Here is a 16,094-nt window from a genome sequence, read left to right as displayed (position 1 = left end):
GTGAACACCCTTGCATAGGCTAACGGTTCTTGCTCGACTAAGCCCGTAGAGGACTTTCACCTCCTAGATCAACGCCATGCTCGGCGCACAACAAAAAAAGCAGCGCTTTAACAGCGCTGCTTTATCATTAATAAAACGAGATTAATCCCGTTTCGCTAATCCACCAGCAAACACGATACCGCGTGAACGTCCGTCCCTTTGATCTGTGGCTTTTGCTCGGCACATTGCGCGGTTGCAATTGGACAACGAGTTCTAAACACACAGCCCGATGGTGGGTTGATCGGCGATGGCAAATCCCCTTCCAGCATTTGAATCACTTTGGCGCGTTCTTTTTTAGGATCTGGGATCGGTACGGCTGACATCAAAGCTTTGGTGTATGGATGTTTTGGATTGGCAAATAATGCATCCGACTCACCCAGTTCTACTGCATTACCTAGATACATCACCAATACGCGATCTGAGATGTGTTTTACTACCGATAGATCATGGGCAATAAACACTAAGCTCAAGCCCAACTCACGTTGCAGCTCTTTGAGTAGATTCACAACCTGAGCCTGAATCGATACATCAAGGGCGGAAACTGGCTCGTCACAGATGATCATTTTCGGGTTCAAAATAAGTGCGCGCGCGATACCAATACGCTGACACTGCCCCCCTGAAAATTCATGCGGGTAGCGGTTAATCACGTTTGGCAATAGACCTACTTTATCCATCATCGCTTTCACTTTGGCTTTCACTTCCGCTTTAGACAGTTTTGGATAAAACGTGACTAAAGGCTCGGCGATGATGTCTCCCACCGTCATTCGCGGGTTAAGCGAAGCCAGTGGATCTTGGAAAATCATTTGAATTTCTTTACGCTTTTCACGCTTTTGTACCGCTTGCATACGAGTGAGGTCTTGGCCTAACCACAGCACTTCACCTTCCGTTGCTTCCACTAAGCCAACAATCGCGCGTGCAAATGTGGATTTACCACAACCAGACTCGCCGACTACGCCAAGAGTCTCACCTTCGTACAAGCGTACATTAACACCGTCTACCGCTTTTAATTTAGCGGGTTTTGACCAAGGCCAAGCTGATTTTGAGGCGATATTGAAGTGAACTTTTAAATCTTTAATATCCAGCAGTAAATTTTTGTCAGCAAGCGCCACTTTTTCAATTTTCGCTTTTGGTTCAACAATGCTTGGTTGCTCTGTTTTTACTTCGTTTGTAATGCTCATGACTTCCAAGTCTCCCATTCAGAAAAACAAGCACGGAAACGGTCTTCACCAAATGGTAAAAGTTGTGGTGCTTCTTTGCGACAACGATCGGTAACACGGTGACAACGCTCTTGATACGGACAGCCCGTTGGCAAACGTAGCAAGTTTGGTGGGTTACCTGGAATGGTTGGTAATTCTTCGCCTTCGGTATCAAGGCGAGGAATCGCACGTAGTAGACCTTCACTGTATGGGTGACTTGGCTTGTAGAATATTTCATCTACCGAACCGTATTCCATTGTACGCCCAGCATACATTACAAGGACTTTTTCGCATGAGCCAGCGACCACGCCTAAATCGTGGGTAATCATAATAATCGCCGTATTGAATTCGTCTTTTAGCTCATTCAATAAATCCATGATTTGCGCTTGTACTGTTACATCCAGCGCTGTGGTAGGTTCATCGGCAATCAATAGTTTTGGACGGCAAAGCAAAGCCATCGCAATCATGACACGCTGACGCATACCACCTGAAAACTCATGTGGGTACATATTGATACGCTTACGCGCTTCAGGAATTTTCACCGCTTCAAGCATACGGACCGACTCTTCAAACGCTTCGGTTTTGCCCATGCCTTTATGCAGCATCAACACTTCCATTAACTGCTCACTCACCTTCATATATGGGTTAAGTGAGGTCATTGGGTCTTGGAAAATCATCGCAATTTCTTCTGCGCGAATCTTATTGAGCTCTTTTTCTGGCAAATTTAAGATTTCTTTACCTTCAAATTTAGCACTGCCGCTGATCACTCCGTTTTTCGCCAGCAAGCCCATGATGGCAAACACGGTTTGAGATTTACCCGAACCTGATTCACCCACAATGCCAAGCGTTTCCCCTTGCTTGATTGAAAAGCTTAAATCGTTAACCGCAGTAACCATGCCGTCTTGGGTTTTAAACTCAACCCTTAAGTCTTGTACATCTAATAAATTACTCATTCTCTTTCCTTAAATTCTTTTTGGCTTCAGCAAGCTATTAACGGTCTTTTGGATCCAGCGCATCGCGCAGACCATCGCCGACATAGTTAAAGCAGAACAGCGTGACAACCATGAAGGCCGCAGGGAAACCAAGTTGCCAAATCGCAATCTCCATGGTTTGTGCACCCTCTTGCAATAACGCTCCCCAACTGGTCATAGGCTCTTGAACACCTAACCCAAGGAAAGATAAGAATGACTCGGTAAGAATCATGCTTGGTACCAATAGCGTTGAATATACAGCAACGATACCGAGTACGTTTGGCACAATGTGACGAGTAATGATTTTCCAGTTACTGACACCACACACATGCGCCGCTTCAATGAACTCTTTATTACGTAAGCTCAATGTTTGGCCACGAACAATACGTGCCATATCAAGCCAAGCAATGGCCCCGATCGCCACAAAGATTAAAATGATGTTACGGCCAAAAAACGTCACCAGTACAATAACTAAGAACATGAACGGTACGGCGTATAGAATTTCCAAAATACGCATCATAATACGATCGACCTTACCACCAATGAAGCCAGAGGCTGCACCGTAAAGCGTACCAATTAATACCGCAACGAATGCCCCTAACACACCGACCATCAATGAAATTCGTCCCCCCATTAAGGTTCGAACGTACAAGTCTCGACCTAGGCTGTCTGTGCCAAATACATGTTCAGCAGAGGGCGCCGCTTGTAAGGCATACCAATCTGTATCGTCATAAGCAAAATGCGCGAACATTGGTAGGAAGATCACCGATAAAGTAATCAATGCCAAAATAACCAAGCTCACCATCGCGGCTTTATTGCGCATAAAGCGAATACGAGCATCTTGCCAAAGGCTACGACCTTCAATTTCTAAGTTCTCAGAGAACTTTTCGATCGCCTCTAAATTTTCTTTTTTCGTTAACATAGCGTCAGTCCCTGATTAGTAGCGAATTTTCGGATCAATATAAGCCAGTAGTACATCGACAATGGCATTGAAAAGAATGAATAGGAAACCAATTAATATGGTTATCCCCATCACTAATGAATAATCACGGTTAAACGCCGCATTCACGAACAGCTTACCAATTCCCGGCAGGCCGAAAATGGTTTCGATTACCACCGAACCGGTAATGATACCGACAAACGCAGGTCCCATATAAGACACCACAGGAAGTAACGCAGGCTTTAAAGCATGTTTAAACACAATATATTTATAGCTCAACCCTTTGGCGCGGGCAGTACGAATAAAGTTACTGTTTAAGGTTTCAATCATGCTACCGCGAGTAATACGAGCAAATGTCGCAACGTACAATAAAGACATCCCCACCATCGGTAAGAATAGGTACTGGAAGCCACCATCTTTCCAACCACCCGCTGGGAACCAACCTAAGTTAATAGAAAAGATATAAATTAATACAGGCGCAAGTACGAATGAGGGCATCACCACCCCGAGCATCGCAGTGGACATAATGGTGTAATCGATCCAGGTATTTTGCCGCAGAGCCGCAATGGTTCCGACCCCGACCCCGGCAATAAGAGTAAAGATAAAGGCAAAAAAGCCAACTTTAGCCGAAACCGGAAGAGCCGCGTAAACCAACTCATTCACGGTGTAATCTTGGTACTTAAATGAAGGGCCAAAATCACCTTGGAGAATATTGGTCAAATAAGTGGTGTATTGCACTAAAACCGGCTTATCTAAGCCATATTTAGCATTAATATTTGCCATCACTTCAGGAGGCAACGGACGCTCACTTGAGAACGGGTTACCTGGAGCAAAGCGCATTAGGAAGAAAGACACCGTAATCAATACCAATAAGGTTGGTATTGCTTCGATCAGCCTTTTAAAAATGAATTTAAACATAGTAAAACTTCCAGTTGTGACTAATGAATAGTTTGCCCATCATGTGTTGGACATTCCTTGTTATATTATTTTTATTATGTTTGCAGCATCGACACTTAAACTTGATACACACCTTGAAAGGCTAGGCATAAAGTAAGATTGAGATACCACTGAGTTTTTGCCAATCATCTTGGCCATAGAAGAAGCATTAAGAGGTATTGAATGGGGTAAGCACTCTTTTAATGAAAAAGAGATTAAGTGATTCAGCGTTTTGCCTTCACTTATTAGCATCATTTTTGTCGCGCTATTGGCAACGATTTGAGTGCTATTTTTTGAAATTCCGTTCAAATACATACATCGACTCCATGACCTGTATGATTAGAAATAAGCATGTTATTTAGTTGTCAATAAAAGCAATATTCAGCGCAATCCTTACGCTTAATAGCTTTTCACGCTATTCCTTAAGACAAACATTAACAACATTCAACAGAATAATCTACCAACTTGGCACTAAAACCACAGATATTGTGACGTCAATATTTTGTTTCCATATAAAAACACCAGTTACTTGTATAAATAAAAAACAAATAACTTCATTCAATCACCAATGGTTTAAGCCGCTCCCATCAAAGACCAATATATTCACTATTGATACTTCTAACACTTTTCTAAACGATAAAAATAAAAATAGGTTCTGCATGTCTCCATACAGAACCTAACCTTAAATTTTAATTACTTAGCAATTTTATACAGGTCTTTCGTATAAATTTTATCTTCTGCGTTATGTTGCGGGAAGCCACCAACCAGAGGAGACACCAAACGAGCTTTTACGTATTGGAAGATAGGAGCAATTGGCATGTCACGAGCCAGTAGTTTCTCCGCTTCTGCATACAAATCTGCACGCTCTTGGTCACTAGTCGAGTTCAATGCCTTTTCCATTACAGTATCGTATTCTTTGCTGTGGTAGCGAGGGTCATTCGAGCTGTTGTTGGATTGCATTAACGATAAGAATGCTGATGCTTCATTATAATCTCCACACCAACCTGCGCGAGTCACTTCAAAGTCACCTTGACGGCGCGTATCTAGGTAAGTTTTCCACTCTTGGTTTTCTAATGTCACATCAACAAAGCCAAGTGATTTTTTCCACATAGAAGCAATCGCTACGGCATTTTTCTTATGATTGTCATCCGTATTGTAGAGAAGAGTAAATTTCAGTGGATTAGATTTATTGTAGCCCGCTTCTTCTAACAATTCTTTGGCTTTTTCATTGCGCTGCTTTTGAGTCCAAGTACCGTATTCCGGCATCTCAGGGTGAAAATCAGCGGTAATTTCGGGTGTTAAGAAGTAAGCTGGTTTTTGACCTTGACCAAGCAAAATTCGAGTCATTACATCACGGTCAATCGTATAAGATAAGGCTTTACGTACACGAACATCATTAAATGGTGGCTTTTGGTTATTAAAGCCGTAGTAATATGAACATAAGTTACCAACGACCATTACATCTTCTGGATGTTCTTTCTTCAAACGTTTGAATTGCTCATTTGGCAACTCATCGGTCATATCCAATTCACCAGATAAGAAACGGTTCATTTCTGCGTTTTGACTTTCAATCGGTAAATAAGTCACTTTGTTAATGACGGTATTTTTATTATCCCAGTAGTTCTTATTGCGTACTAATACCATACGCTCGTTCAATACCCAGCTATCAAGAACATAAGCACCATTACTGACAAAGTGCTCAGGCTTAGTCCATTGATCGCCCCACTTCTCCAATACTTTTTTATTCACTGGTTTAACCGTGGTATGGCCCATCATTTTCACAAAATACGGCACTGCTGATTCAAGGCTCACTTCAAGGGTATTTGCATCAACTGCTTTCACACCAAGCGTTGATTTATCCGCTTTGCCCGCAATGATTTGTGCCGCATTCTTCATGGTCGTCATTTCCAGATACCATGCGTATGGCGATGCAGTAGCAGGATCCACTGCGCGTTGGAAGGTAAAGACAAAGTCATCAGCAGTCACAGGATCGCCATTCGACCATTTTGCATCTTTACGTAGGTGGAAGATGAAAGTTTTGTTATCTTTTGTTTCCCAACTTTCAGCCACACCAGGAACAACATTACCATCTGCGTCTTGGTTAACTAAGCCTTCAAATAAATCACGAATCACATTGGATTCAGGCACGCCCTCTGTTTTCTGTGGGTCGATAGAAGCAACTTCTGCACCGTTACCTTTCACCAATTCTTGTTTTTCCGCTAATTTAACGCCTGCTGGAACTTGAGCAGCAGAAACAGAAAGAGAAGCAGCGCCGAAAGCAAGACCGGCACCAAGTAGGATCACTTGAGTGATTTTATTTTTACGCATAGGGTAAACTCCAAATTTTTATATTAATGCATCCGTGACATCTTTATATCGATTATAACTAGCTTACGCTGGTCAATTAGTAGCCTTCACTAGTTTTTAAAGTTTTGTACAACTTTTAATCTATCTAGTACGACTCTAGCGATATATAGAGCGGATTAAGCTATCAATATTTACTGGGATCCACCACAACAAAATTATAAAAACGTAACATAGATTACACTTTCCCTCATTAACAGTACGTATATCCAAATGAAATCGATTGCATAGTTAAATTCACTATACCTATATGAATTTCAATCTTTTACTTCTTCCTTCCTTAGCTCAATTTTTATTAGTTGCAAGCCTAACTTTGACAAGTTTTATCAAATAGAGACTTCAAGTGGAGTTGGCTTGAAAGATATTTCATAACGCGAATTATTAATTGTATATCGATTCAAAATTGTCTTTTTGTTCTTTGTTGACTCACGATCTCTCATCAACACTGCCACTGATGCACAAGTGATGTGCAGGTTTCACCTGATGTTTTTTAGGTGAGCATATTAAGAAAGGACTATAGAGAGAAATACTATGAAACGTTTCAATCTCACTGCAGTGAGTATTGCTTTAGCGTTAGGTTCAGCATCAGTTATGGCTGCTCCTGGGGCTCCAAGCCTCGATATGTACGGTTCAAAAAATTTAAAATTCTCCAAAATCGATTTAGCAATGGAAACCACATCCGGTTACAACAGCATGGTTCAATACCATGAAAATGCTCAAATCGACATTATTTTCAACCAATACAGTGGTGAAACTGGCGACACTTACAACATTTACTTCGATGGTAAAAAAGTCGCAACCGGCCCAATTACTGGCAGCAAAACCACCGCTTCATTTGAATACGCCCAAGGCGGTGTCTATCAAATGGAAATCGAAGCGTGTGATGCCACAGGCTGTAGTAAAACTCAACCTGTTGAACTATCGATTGCCGATACAGATGGTTCTCACCTAGCACCATTAACCATGAACGTTGATCCTAACAATAAAACGTATAACACCGACCCGAATACCGTTGTCGGCACTTACTTTGTTGAATGGGGTATTTATGACCGTGGTTATACCGTTGACAATATTCCTGTCGATAACCTAACGCATATTCTTTATGGTTTCATCCCGATTTGTGGCCCTAATGAATCGCTTAAATCAGTCGGTGGTAATAGTTTCAATGCGCTACAAACTGCATGTCAGGGTGTGCCAGATTATAATGTTGTGATCCATGATCCATGGGCCGCTTATCAAAAAAGCTTTAAGCAAGCGGGTCATGAATACGACACGCCTATTAAAGGTAACTTTGGCATGATGATGGCGCTTAAACAGCGTAATCCTGACCTTAAAATTGTCCCATCTATCGGTGGCTGGACGCTTTCTGATCCCTTCTTTTCCTTCACTGATAAATCAAAACGCGACATCTTTGTTGCCTCAGTTAAAAAATTCCTAACAACATGGAAATTCTTTGACGGTGTGGACATTGACTGGGAATTCCCTGGTGGCGGTGGCCAAGCGACAGACCTAGGTGATCCGGTTAACGATGGCCCTGCTTATATTGCTTTAATGCGTGAATTACGTGCCATGCTAGATGAACTCGAAGTTCAAAATGGTAAAGAATATGAGCTAACTTCAGCCATTGGTGTGGGTTACGACAAACTTGAAGATGTTGATTATGCTGACGCGGCTCAGTACATGGATTACATCTTTGCTATGACTTATGACTTCTATGGCGGTTGGAATAATGTTCCTGGTCACCAAACGGGACTTTACTGTGGTAGCTTTATGCGCCCTGGCCAATGTGATGGCACAGGTGTTGATGCAGAAGGCGAACCATACAAAGGCCCTGCTTATACTACAGACAATGCAATCAAAATTTTGCTAGATCAAGGCGTTCCGGCTAATAAACTGGTTGTTGGTGCTGCTATGTATGGCCGAGGTTGGGATGGCGTGATGCCTGAAAGCTTAACGGTTGCAGGCGATCCAATGACAGGTACCGGTAACGGCAAACTGACAGGCACTAAAGAACAAGGTGTTTGGGAAGCTGGTGTTATTGACTATAAAGGTGTGAAAAGCACCATGATTGGCTCAAATGGTGAAGGCATCAATGGCTTTGAAACCGGCTATGATGAACAAGCTGAAGCCGCGTGGGTATGGAACCGTTCAAACGGTAAGTTAGTGACTTATGATAGCCCTCGCTCTGTTATTGCTAAAGGTCAATATGCTCGAAGCCTAGGTTTAGCGGGTCTATTCTCATGGGAAATCGACGCAGATAACGGTGATATTCTCAATGCCATGCACGAAGGTTTAGCGGGTGAACCAACAAACTACGCTCCGACAGCTGCCGCTGGTGCTGATCAAACCGTAGTCGGCCCTGCTAGCGTAACATTAGATGGTTCAGCTTCTAGTGATCGCAACGGTAGCATTGCTTCATATCAATGGACGCAAACCTCAGGCCCATCGGTAAGCATCCAAAACTCAGCGTCTGCAACTGCTAGCTTTGATATTGGTGAAGTCACCGAAGTCCAAACTTTAGGTTTTACTTTAACGGTCACCGATAACGAAGGCGCAACAGATACTGATAATGTCGTGATCACGGTTAACCCTGTGGATGTTGAGCCAACCAATACCGCGCCTGTTGCGAGTTTAGTGGCTCCAACGCAAGTAAATGCGGGTGATACTGTCACTGTTGATGCTTCTGGTTCAACCGATGCCGAAGGTGATGCACTCACTTACACATGGACACTACCATCAGGCGTAACAGGTTCTGGTGCAAGCATCAGTTTCGTTGCAGGTGAATACGATCAAGATACAACGCTTAGCTTCTCGGTCATCGTTAGTGATGGTGAACTAACGAGCGAAGCTTCAGCCTCGGTGGTTGTACTGAAAAAATCTGGAACGATTGACCCAACTTGTGACAACGCTTGGGATGCTTCAGCGGTTTATACGGGTGGAGATCAAGTAACACTGGATGGCACTCTGTATGAAGCGAAGTGGTGGACAACTGGTGAAAACCCATCACAAACGGGTGAATGGGGAGTCTGGAAGAACTTAGGTGCAGCAAGCTGTGATTAAGTAAACCGAAACTAACCAACACCAAAAAGGCCAACGTATCATGCGTTGGCCTTTCTTCATTCAATTATTCAATCTTGATATCTATTTCCAACGTTCGGCCGCTTTGGCATCAGAATCACGAGAATCGACCCAGCGAACCTCTTCGGTGGTACGTTCTTTTTTCCAAAATGGTGCTTGCGTTTTTAGGTAGTCCATAACGAATTCACAGGCTTCAAATGCCGCATTACGGTGAGCGCTAGAAACACCAACAAAGACAATTTGATCACCCAAATCTAAATCACCGACACGATGGATCACTCGGATATTCAGCAGTGGCCAACGTGATTTCGCTTGTTCACAAATTTGCATTAAAGAACGCTCTGTCATACCGGGGTAATGCTCTAAACTCAACCCCGTTACTGAATCACCAAGATTCATATCGCGTACTTTACCGACAAAGGTCACTACTGCACCAGCGTCAGTACCTTGTGCAAGCTGCTGATATTCTGCGCCTACATCAAAGTCTTCAAACTGCACACTGACTATTTCTTGAACCATTCCAGTTGAAGACATCTTAGCCTCCTGTTACTGGTGGGAAAAAGGCAACCTCATCACCAGATTTGAGCACAGTGTCCATTTTCACCATATCTTGATTCACTGCTACCAATAATTTGCCAGACTGCAACGCTTGCGCCCATTGGTCACCTTTATCACATAGCTGTTGACGCAAGGCTTCCGCCGTAATTTGATCGGCTTCAACGGTCACCGAATCAACTCCCACTAGCTCACGAGTTTGAGCAAAAAATAAAACCTTAATCATTGTTCAACCTTCCGAAAATTATTAAGTTACTTGAGTATCGCAACGAAATGACCAGACTTACCGCCAGTTTTTTCAAGTAAACGAACTTGACCAATCACCATATCTTTTTGTACCGCTTTACACATATCGTAGATGGTCAAAGCCGCAACCGAAGCCGCCGTTAACGCTTCCATTTCAACCCCAGTTTTTCCAGCTAGCTTGCATACAGATTCAATGCGAACTTGATTGGTTTCCGGTTTCGCTTCTAATTGCACTTCGACTTTTGAAAGTAGTAAAGGATGGCAAAGTGGAATTAAATCCCATGTTTTCTTAGCCGCTTGAATACCGGCAATACGTGCCGTGGCAAATACATCACCTTTATGATGTGAACCCGACACAATAAGATCTAATGTTTCTTTCGACATGCTAACCCAAGCTTCAGCGCGAGCTTCTCGTACCGTTTCTTGTTTAGCGGACACATCGACCATGTTAGCTTCGCCGGAGGCATTAATATGAGTAAATTGAGACATGAATACGAATTCCTTAAAACAATAATGAGGGTTCTAAACAGACAAATGCGGCATGAAGTTACAAGGGCGATGACGCGCATCAAGCTGCTCCTTGATTAACTTTTCCCAACCTAGGCGACATGCGCCGGTTGAACCTGGCATCGCAAAGATAACGGTTTGATTCGCCATTCCAGCGATTGCACGAGATTGTAAGCTCGAGGAACCAATATCATCAAAAGACAGCATACGAAAGATTTCACCAAACCCTTCGACTTGTTTATCAAATAAAGGCTTAAGTGCTTCCGTTGTATAGTTTTTTGCAGTAAAGCCAGTGCCACCGCTAATTAAAACCGCTTGGATCGCATCATCGGCAATCCATTGAGAAACCAAAGCGCGAATTTTATATTTGTTATCTGCGATAATTTGACGCTCAGCCAGTTGATGCCCTTCTAGCTGAAGTTGCTCAACAAAATAATCACCCGATGTATCATTTTCAGGCGTTCGAGAATCCGATACGGTCAAGACTGCAATTCGTGCAGGTTTAAACTCAGCAGCAACACGTGCCATGTTGATAACCTCAAAAAATCAAAATATAAAAGGAAGGATTATCCGCCGATAGACGCTAAATGTGGCGTCATACCCGTTTTGCCTTCTTGCAAAAAGTGGCTGACGGACTTGGTATCGAGCGCCCCTTGAATTCGTGCGATAAGGTCTTTTTCTTGCTCATCCTGCTGAAGTAAATCACGTAACTCTACGCCTTCTTCACCAAACAAACACAAATGCAGTTTACCGGTTGCAGACACACGCAGGCGATTACAGGTTTCACAAAAGCCTTTTTCATACGGCATAATCAAGCCAATTTCACCTTGATAGTCTGGATGAACAAACACTTGTGCAGGCCCATCATTGGCCTCTTTAACTTTCAATAGCCAACCATTGGCAATCAAATGATTACGAATACTTACGCCTGATTGATGTTGTTGTTGAAAAAGTTCATCCATTTCACCGGTTTGCATTAACTCGATAAAACGTAATTGAATAGGTCGGTCTTTAATCCAATTTAAAAAGCTTGGCAACGCGTGACCATTAAATTGCTTCAATAGAACAACGTTTACTTTGACTTGTTGATAGCCTACTTCAAATGCGCGGTCGATACCGGCCATCACATCATGGAATTTGTTTTCACCAGTAATTTGATGAAATAAGCGAGGGTCTAGGCTATCGACACTGACATTGATATGCGTTAAACCGGCCTCTTTCCAGTCACCCACTTGCTTTGCCATACGGTAGCCGTTAGTCGTTGTCGCAACCTTAGTAATACCCGAGGTTTGCGCAACCGAAGCCACAATATCGTTAAAATCTTTACGTAAGGTTGGTTCGCCACCGGTAATACGCACTTTAGTGGTACCACAATCGGCAAACGCATGGACGATACGCTTAATTTCAGCTTGATTTAGAAAAGACGAGTTTTTCTTACCGGTAGGATGGTAGCCATCGGGTAAGCAATAGGTGCATTTGAAATTACACACATCCGTGATCGACAGGCGCAAATAATAAAACTTGCGCGAAAAACGATCGACAAATTGAGGATTTTCTGTGGCTGACGAAGACGAGTCGACATCAGATACGCCCGAAAAATCAGGAATATATTGGGAAACTAATTGAGTCACGAAACACCTTTCCAAATACGGGAGGAAGGCTCATTTCTAAACCAACCCTGGTGACAATATGTCACTGGCCTTAAAAACGTATCCACTATTCATCGATAAGACAAATAATAAACTTAGTGATTAACGCTCGGAGCTATGACGTAATTACTGATAAATAGATCAGCAACACTGTTTTTAAATAGTACGCAAGAAAGTGGTATTTTTCCATACCCATTTAGTCCTAGGCCCGTTATATTTATTTAATCGATATCAAAGAATTGTCATTTACTTCTCTAATAAGCCGACTTAGCGTAATGTTCGCGCAGTTCAGATTCCTTGATCAAATTTGAGACTTCATACTTATGCCTATTCATAAAACAAAAAAAGTGGTTGCGATTGGCGGAGGACACGGCCTTGGTCGTATGTTAGCCGCTTTGAAAGATTTTGGATCCAATGCTACCGGTATTGTCGCTACAACAGACAATGGCGGCTCAACAGGTCGTATTCGACAATGCCAAGGTGGCATCGCTTGGGGAGATACCCGAAACTGCATCAATCAGCTGATTACCGAACCTAATATTAGTTCAATGATGTTTGAATATCGTTTCCGTGGGGCCGGTGAATTAAATGGCCATAATCTCGGCAATTTAATGTTAACCGCACTTGATAATCTATCGATTCGCCCGCTTGATGCTATTCATCTCATTTGTGACATGCTCAAAGTAGAAGTCAATATTGTTCCGATGTCGGAACATCCTGCCGATCTCACTGCCCTATCAAAATCAGGCAAATGGGTTCGCGGTGAAACCAATGTCGATGATATGTCTGAACCATTACAGCGCCTTTATGTTGAGCCAGAGGTCCCCGCAACCGCAGAAGGGATTGACGCCATTTTATCAGCCGACTGTATTATCCTTGGACCAGGTAGTTTCTTAACCAGCATCATGCCTCCGTTATTATTGTCGGATATCGGCAAAGCTATTGCTGAAAATCGTCACGCTAAAGTGGTATTTGTTGACAATCTCGATAATGAGTTTGGCCCTGCTGGCATGATGGGATTAGAAGAGAAATTAAAATGGTGTCAACGAGCGTGTGATGGACGATCGGTCGATGTTTTGCTAGGTGAAAACTTTTCGGAAACCTTAAAACAACACTATCAATGTGTTGAGGTCAATTTGGCTTCACCAAACCACGAGTGGCGTCATGATAGGAAAAAACTTCAGCAAGAAATCGAGAAGATTATTTTGCAATAACAAACGCTGCTCGGAAACTCGTTTCTCGTGACTCGACAAATACATCGAGCAACGAGAAGCGTAGCGTCCAAGCCACGAGAAACGCTCACCTCTTTTAACTATTCACAATAAACTGAGCTCGTAACTTTTCTATTTCATCGCGTTTTTGTGCCGCTTGTTCAAACTCTAAGTTTTGTGCATGTTGGTACATTTCACTTTCCAATTGGCTTATTTGTTTCTCAAGCTGCTGTGGCGTTAAAGCTTGGTACTCGGCCGCTTGCTCAGCAACCTTAGATAGCGAAATAACATTACTGTCTTTTTTGCCTTTACGTGTTCCAACATGCCCCAGCTCCATAATATCTTGAATGCTTTTCTTCAAAGCTTGAGGCGTCGTGCCTTTTTCTTCATTATATTGCTGTTGCTTAGCACGGCGACGTTCTGTTTCATCAATTGCTTTACGCATCGATTTAGTAATGCTGTCACCATATAAAATCGCCTTACCCTTGACGTTACGTGCTGCTCGACCAATCGTCTGAATTAAGGACCGCTCTGAACGTAAAAAGCCTTCTTTGTCGGCATCTAAAATGGCCACCAAAGAGACCTCTGGCATATCCAACCCTTCTCGAAGTAAGTTAATGCCCACTAACACATCAAACTCACCTAAACGCAGGTCTCGGATAATTTCAACACGTTCCACCGTATCAATATCTGAATGTAAATAACGGACCTTCACATCATGCTCTGTCAGGTATTCCGTCAAGTCTTCCGCCATACGCTTGGTTAAGGTGGTCACGAGTACACGCTCATTCACCGCAACACGCTGACGAATTTCTGATAATAAATCATCCACTTGAGTGGCAACCGGACGCACTTCAATTTCAGGGTCGAGTAACCCGGTTGGGCGCACGACTTGCTCAGCCACATCCCCCCCCGACTTGTCTAACTCGTAGGCACTTGGAGTCGCTGAAACATAAATGGTTTGCGGAGCCAGCGATTCAAATTCCTCAAAACGCAATGGCCTATTATCTAACGCCGAAGGTAAACGGAAACCAAATTCAACCAAGGTTTCTTTACGAGAACGGTCACCTTTATACATCGCGCCAATTTGAGGTACCGTCACGTGTGACTCATCAATAATTAACAAGCCATCGTGGGGTAAGTAGTCAAATAAGGTCGGTGGTGGCTCACCTTCTTTACGGCCACTTAAGTAACGAGAGTAGTTTTCGATACCAGAACAAAAACCCAGCTCATTCATCATTTCGATATCAAACTGGGTACGTTGAGAAATACGCTGATCTTCCAGCAACTTATTGTTATCTCTTAGTACTTTTTGTCTTTCAACCAATTCTTCTTTGATATTTTCAATCGCTTCGAGAATTCGTTCACGCGGCGTTACGTAGTGGGTTTTGGGATAGATGGTCGCGCGAGCAATATCTCTTTGCTTAATGGCGCCAGTTAAAGGATCAAAAATACTGATACATTCAACTTCTTCGTCAAACATTTCTAGTCGAATGGCATCATGTTCGGAGTCGGCAGGAAACACGTCAATGACTTCACCTCGAACTCGGAAGTTCCCTCGCTCAAAAACCATATCGTTTCGACTGTATTGTAGCTCCGCTAAACGGCGGATTATGTCACGTTGCTCTAACATGTCACCACGACGAATGTGTAGCATCATCTTTAAATAAGAATCCGGATCACCCAAACCATAAATAGCAGAAACAGAAGCAACGATGATGGCATCTTTACGTTCAATTAAAGATTTGGTGGCAGATAAACGCATTTGTTCAATATGAGCGTTAACTGAAGAATCCTTTTCAATAAAGGTGTCTGTCGTTGGCACATAAGCTTCTGGCTGATAGTAGTCGTAATAAGAGACAAAATATTCAACCGCATTGTTTGGGAAAAAGCTTTTCATTTCCCCATAAAGTTGCGCGGCTAGAGTCTTGTTAGGTGCAAGTAAAATGGTCGGACGTTGTGCTTTAGCAATCACATTCGCTAAGGTAAACGTTTTGCCAGATCCGGTTACCCCTAATAAGGTTTGATGCGCTAAGCCAACTTCCAAACCTTCAGATAACTTCGCGATGGCTTCAGGTTGATCGCCTGCCGGCTGATAATCGGAAACCAGTTGATACAACTTACTCATACTTGCCTCTTAAATGAAGAATTCAAGACTATTTATTCTATTGGGGGACCTTACCACAACCTGATTATGAACGCTCTAAAACGCGGTCGTGGAGTCAGTAGTTTTATTAACTGAAATAGGGACTGAAAAAAGTCATCTTTACTCTAGCTTACCCTTTTACACTTTGGTAGTATGCTTGTCCCACGCGACACCTCATTCAGCATTTCACGTTTTTTTAATCCACGGGTTTTCCCCAAAAATCAGTTGATTTTACAATTTAATTAATATTGATGAT

14 protein-coding genes and 1 riboswitch are annotated in these 16,094 nt (G+C 42.8%); of the genes, 2 read left to right on the top strand and 12 right to left on the bottom strand.

The genetic code is table 11. The features are described 5' to 3' along the window. Positions 1-155 precede the first annotated feature (155 nt). From oppF to VRUMOI_RS05035, 6 genes are all read right to left on the bottom strand, one after another. The gene (oppF, locus tag VRUMOI_RS05060; RefSeq protein ID WP_089139091.1) at positions 156-1,217 is read right to left on the bottom strand and encodes a murein tripeptide/oligopeptide ABC transporter ATP binding protein OppF; all 1,062 of its coding nucleotides are present in this window, start codon (positions 1,215-1,217) and stop codon (positions 156-158) included. Beyond that, a complete protein-coding gene (gene oppD / locus VRUMOI_RS05055) occupies positions 1,214-2,188 on the bottom strand; it encodes an ABC transporter ATP-binding protein (RefSeq protein ID WP_089139090.1) in 975 nt (324 codons plus the stop codon). Before oppD ends, oppF begins: the two co-directional genes overlap by 4 nt. 37 nt (positions 2,189-2,225) lie before the next feature. After that, entirely contained in the window at positions 2,226-3,128 is a 903-nt protein-coding gene (gene oppC / locus VRUMOI_RS05050; protein WP_089139089.1) for an oligopeptide ABC transporter permease OppC, read from the bottom strand. A 15-nt stretch (positions 3,129-3,143) separates the two neighbouring features. Next, positions 3,144-4,064, bottom strand: coding sequence for an oligopeptide ABC transporter permease OppB (gene oppB, locus VRUMOI_RS05045; RefSeq protein WP_089139088.1), 921 nt, complete (start codon positions 4,062-4,064; stop codon positions 3,144-3,146). Between the two features lie 60 nt (positions 4,065-4,124). After that, the gene (locus tag VRUMOI_RS05040; protein ID WP_089139087.1) at positions 4,125-4,397 is read right to left on the bottom strand and encodes a hypothetical protein; all 273 of its coding nucleotides are present in this window, start codon (positions 4,395-4,397) and stop codon (positions 4,125-4,127) included. 378 nt (positions 4,398-4,775) lie between these two features. After that, on the bottom strand, positions 4,776-6,410 hold the full coding sequence (locus VRUMOI_RS05035) for an ABC transporter substrate-binding protein (protein WP_089139086.1): 1,635 nt from the start codon (positions 6,408-6,410) through the stop codon (positions 4,776-4,778). Positions 6,411-6,977: 567 nt separating this feature from the next. On the opposite strand from VRUMOI_RS05035, the gene VRUMOI_RS05030 reads away from it, so the two are divergent. Further along, complete coding sequence (locus VRUMOI_RS05030) at positions 6,978-9,506, top strand: glycosyl hydrolase family 18 protein (protein ID WP_089139085.1); 2,529 nt, start codon at positions 6,978-6,980, stop codon at positions 9,504-9,506. Positions 9,507-9,587: 81 nt separating this feature from the next. On the opposite strand, the gene moaE is transcribed toward VRUMOI_RS05030, so the two are convergent. From moaE to moaA, 5 genes are read right to left on the bottom strand one after another with little or no spacing between them, the layout of a single operon-like run. Further along, positions 9,588-10,058 (bottom strand): molybdopterin synthase catalytic subunit MoaE, encoded by a 471-nt coding sequence (gene moaE / locus VRUMOI_RS05025; RefSeq protein WP_231897489.1) that lies wholly within the window; start codon positions 10,056-10,058, stop codon positions 9,588-9,590. Position 10,059: 1 nt separating this feature from the next. Beyond that, positions 10,060-10,305 (bottom strand): molybdopterin synthase sulfur carrier subunit, encoded by a 246-nt coding sequence (gene moaD / locus VRUMOI_RS05020; RefSeq protein ID WP_089139084.1) that lies wholly within the window; start codon positions 10,303-10,305, stop codon positions 10,060-10,062. 26 nt (positions 10,306-10,331) lie between these two features. Then, a complete protein-coding gene (gene moaC, locus VRUMOI_RS05015; RefSeq protein ID WP_089139083.1) occupies positions 10,332-10,814 on the bottom strand; it encodes a cyclic pyranopterin monophosphate synthase MoaC in 483 nt (160 codons plus the stop codon). Between the two features lie 33 nt (positions 10,815-10,847). Next, positions 10,848-11,360 carry a molybdenum cofactor biosynthesis protein B gene (gene moaB, locus VRUMOI_RS05010; protein WP_089139082.1) on the bottom strand — a complete coding sequence of 171 codons (513 nt, stop codon included), beginning with the start codon at positions 11,358-11,360 and terminating at the stop codon, positions 10,848-10,850. A 38-nt stretch (positions 11,361-11,398) separates the two neighbouring features. Then, complete coding sequence (gene moaA, locus VRUMOI_RS05005) at positions 11,399-12,439, bottom strand: GTP 3',8-cyclase MoaA (RefSeq protein WP_089139095.1); 1,041 nt, start codon at positions 12,437-12,439, stop codon at positions 11,399-11,401. Positions 12,440-12,451: 12 nt separating this feature from the next. Then, a riboswitch (molybdenum cofactor riboswitch) is annotated at positions 12,452-12,608 on the bottom strand. Between the two features lie 196 nt (positions 12,609-12,804). Between moaA and yvcK the strand changes: the two genes are divergently transcribed. Beyond that, complete coding sequence (yvcK, locus tag VRUMOI_RS05000; protein WP_089139081.1) at positions 12,805-13,695, top strand: uridine diphosphate-N-acetylglucosamine-binding protein YvcK; 891 nt, start codon at positions 12,805-12,807, stop codon at positions 13,693-13,695. A gap of 94 nt (positions 13,696-13,789) precedes the next feature. On the opposite strand, the gene uvrB is transcribed toward yvcK, so the two are convergent. Next, on the bottom strand, positions 13,790-15,820 hold the full coding sequence (uvrB, locus tag VRUMOI_RS04995) for an excinuclease ABC subunit UvrB (RefSeq protein ID WP_089139080.1): 2,031 nt from the start codon (positions 15,818-15,820) through the stop codon (positions 13,790-13,792). Between the last annotated feature and the right edge of the window lie 274 nt (positions 15,821-16,094).

This window comes from Vibrio rumoiensis, assembly GCF_002218045.2.
Taxonomy (GTDB): domain Bacteria; phylum Pseudomonadota; class Gammaproteobacteria; order Enterobacterales; family Vibrionaceae; genus Vibrio; species Vibrio rumoiensis.
Note: the sequence above shows the minus strand (reverse complement) of the source record. Positions and strands in the feature narration are given on the sequence as shown.

Coding starts and splice junctions, on each gene's coding strand:
- oppF (WP_089139091.1), bottom strand. CDS start 1,217: ATGAGCATTACAAACGAAGTAAAAACAGAGCAACCAAGCATTGTTGAA.
- oppD (WP_089139090.1), bottom strand. CDS start 2,188: ATGAGTAATTTATTAGATGTACAAGACTTAAGGGTTGAGTTTAAAACC.
- oppC (WP_089139089.1), bottom strand. CDS start 3,128: ATGTTAACGAAAAAAGAAAATTTAGAGGCGATCGAAAAGTTCTCTGAG.
- oppB (WP_089139088.1), bottom strand. CDS start 4,064: ATGTTTAAATTCATTTTTAAAAGGCTGATCGAAGCAATACCAACCTTA.
- VRUMOI_RS05040 (WP_089139087.1), bottom strand. CDS start 4,397: ATGTATTTGAACGGAATTTCAAAAAATAGCACTCAAATCGTTGCCAAT.
- VRUMOI_RS05035 (WP_089139086.1), bottom strand. CDS start 6,410: ATGCGTAAAAATAAAATCACTCAAGTGATCCTACTTGGTGCCGGTCTT.
- VRUMOI_RS05030 (WP_089139085.1), top strand. CDS start 6,978: ATGAAACGTTTCAATCTCACTGCAGTGAGTATTGCTTTAGCGTTAGGT.
- moaE (WP_231897489.1), bottom strand. CDS start 10,058: ATGTCTTCAACTGGAATGGTTCAAGAAATAGTCAGTGTGCAGTTTGAA.
- moaD (WP_089139084.1), bottom strand. CDS start 10,305: ATGATTAAGGTTTTATTTTTTGCTCAAACTCGTGAGCTAGTGGGAGTT.
- moaC (WP_089139083.1), bottom strand. CDS start 10,814: ATGTCTCAATTTACTCATATTAATGCCTCCGGCGAAGCTAACATGGTC.
- moaB (WP_089139082.1), bottom strand. CDS start 11,360: ATGGCACGTGTTGCTGCTGAGTTTAAACCTGCACGAATTGCAGTCTTG.
- yvcK (WP_089139081.1), top strand. CDS start 12,805: ATGCCTATTCATAAAACAAAAAAAGTGGTTGCGATTGGCGGAGGACAC.
- uvrB (WP_089139080.1), bottom strand. CDS start 15,820: ATGAGTAAGTTGTATCAACTGGTTTCCGATTATCAGCCGGCAGGCGAT.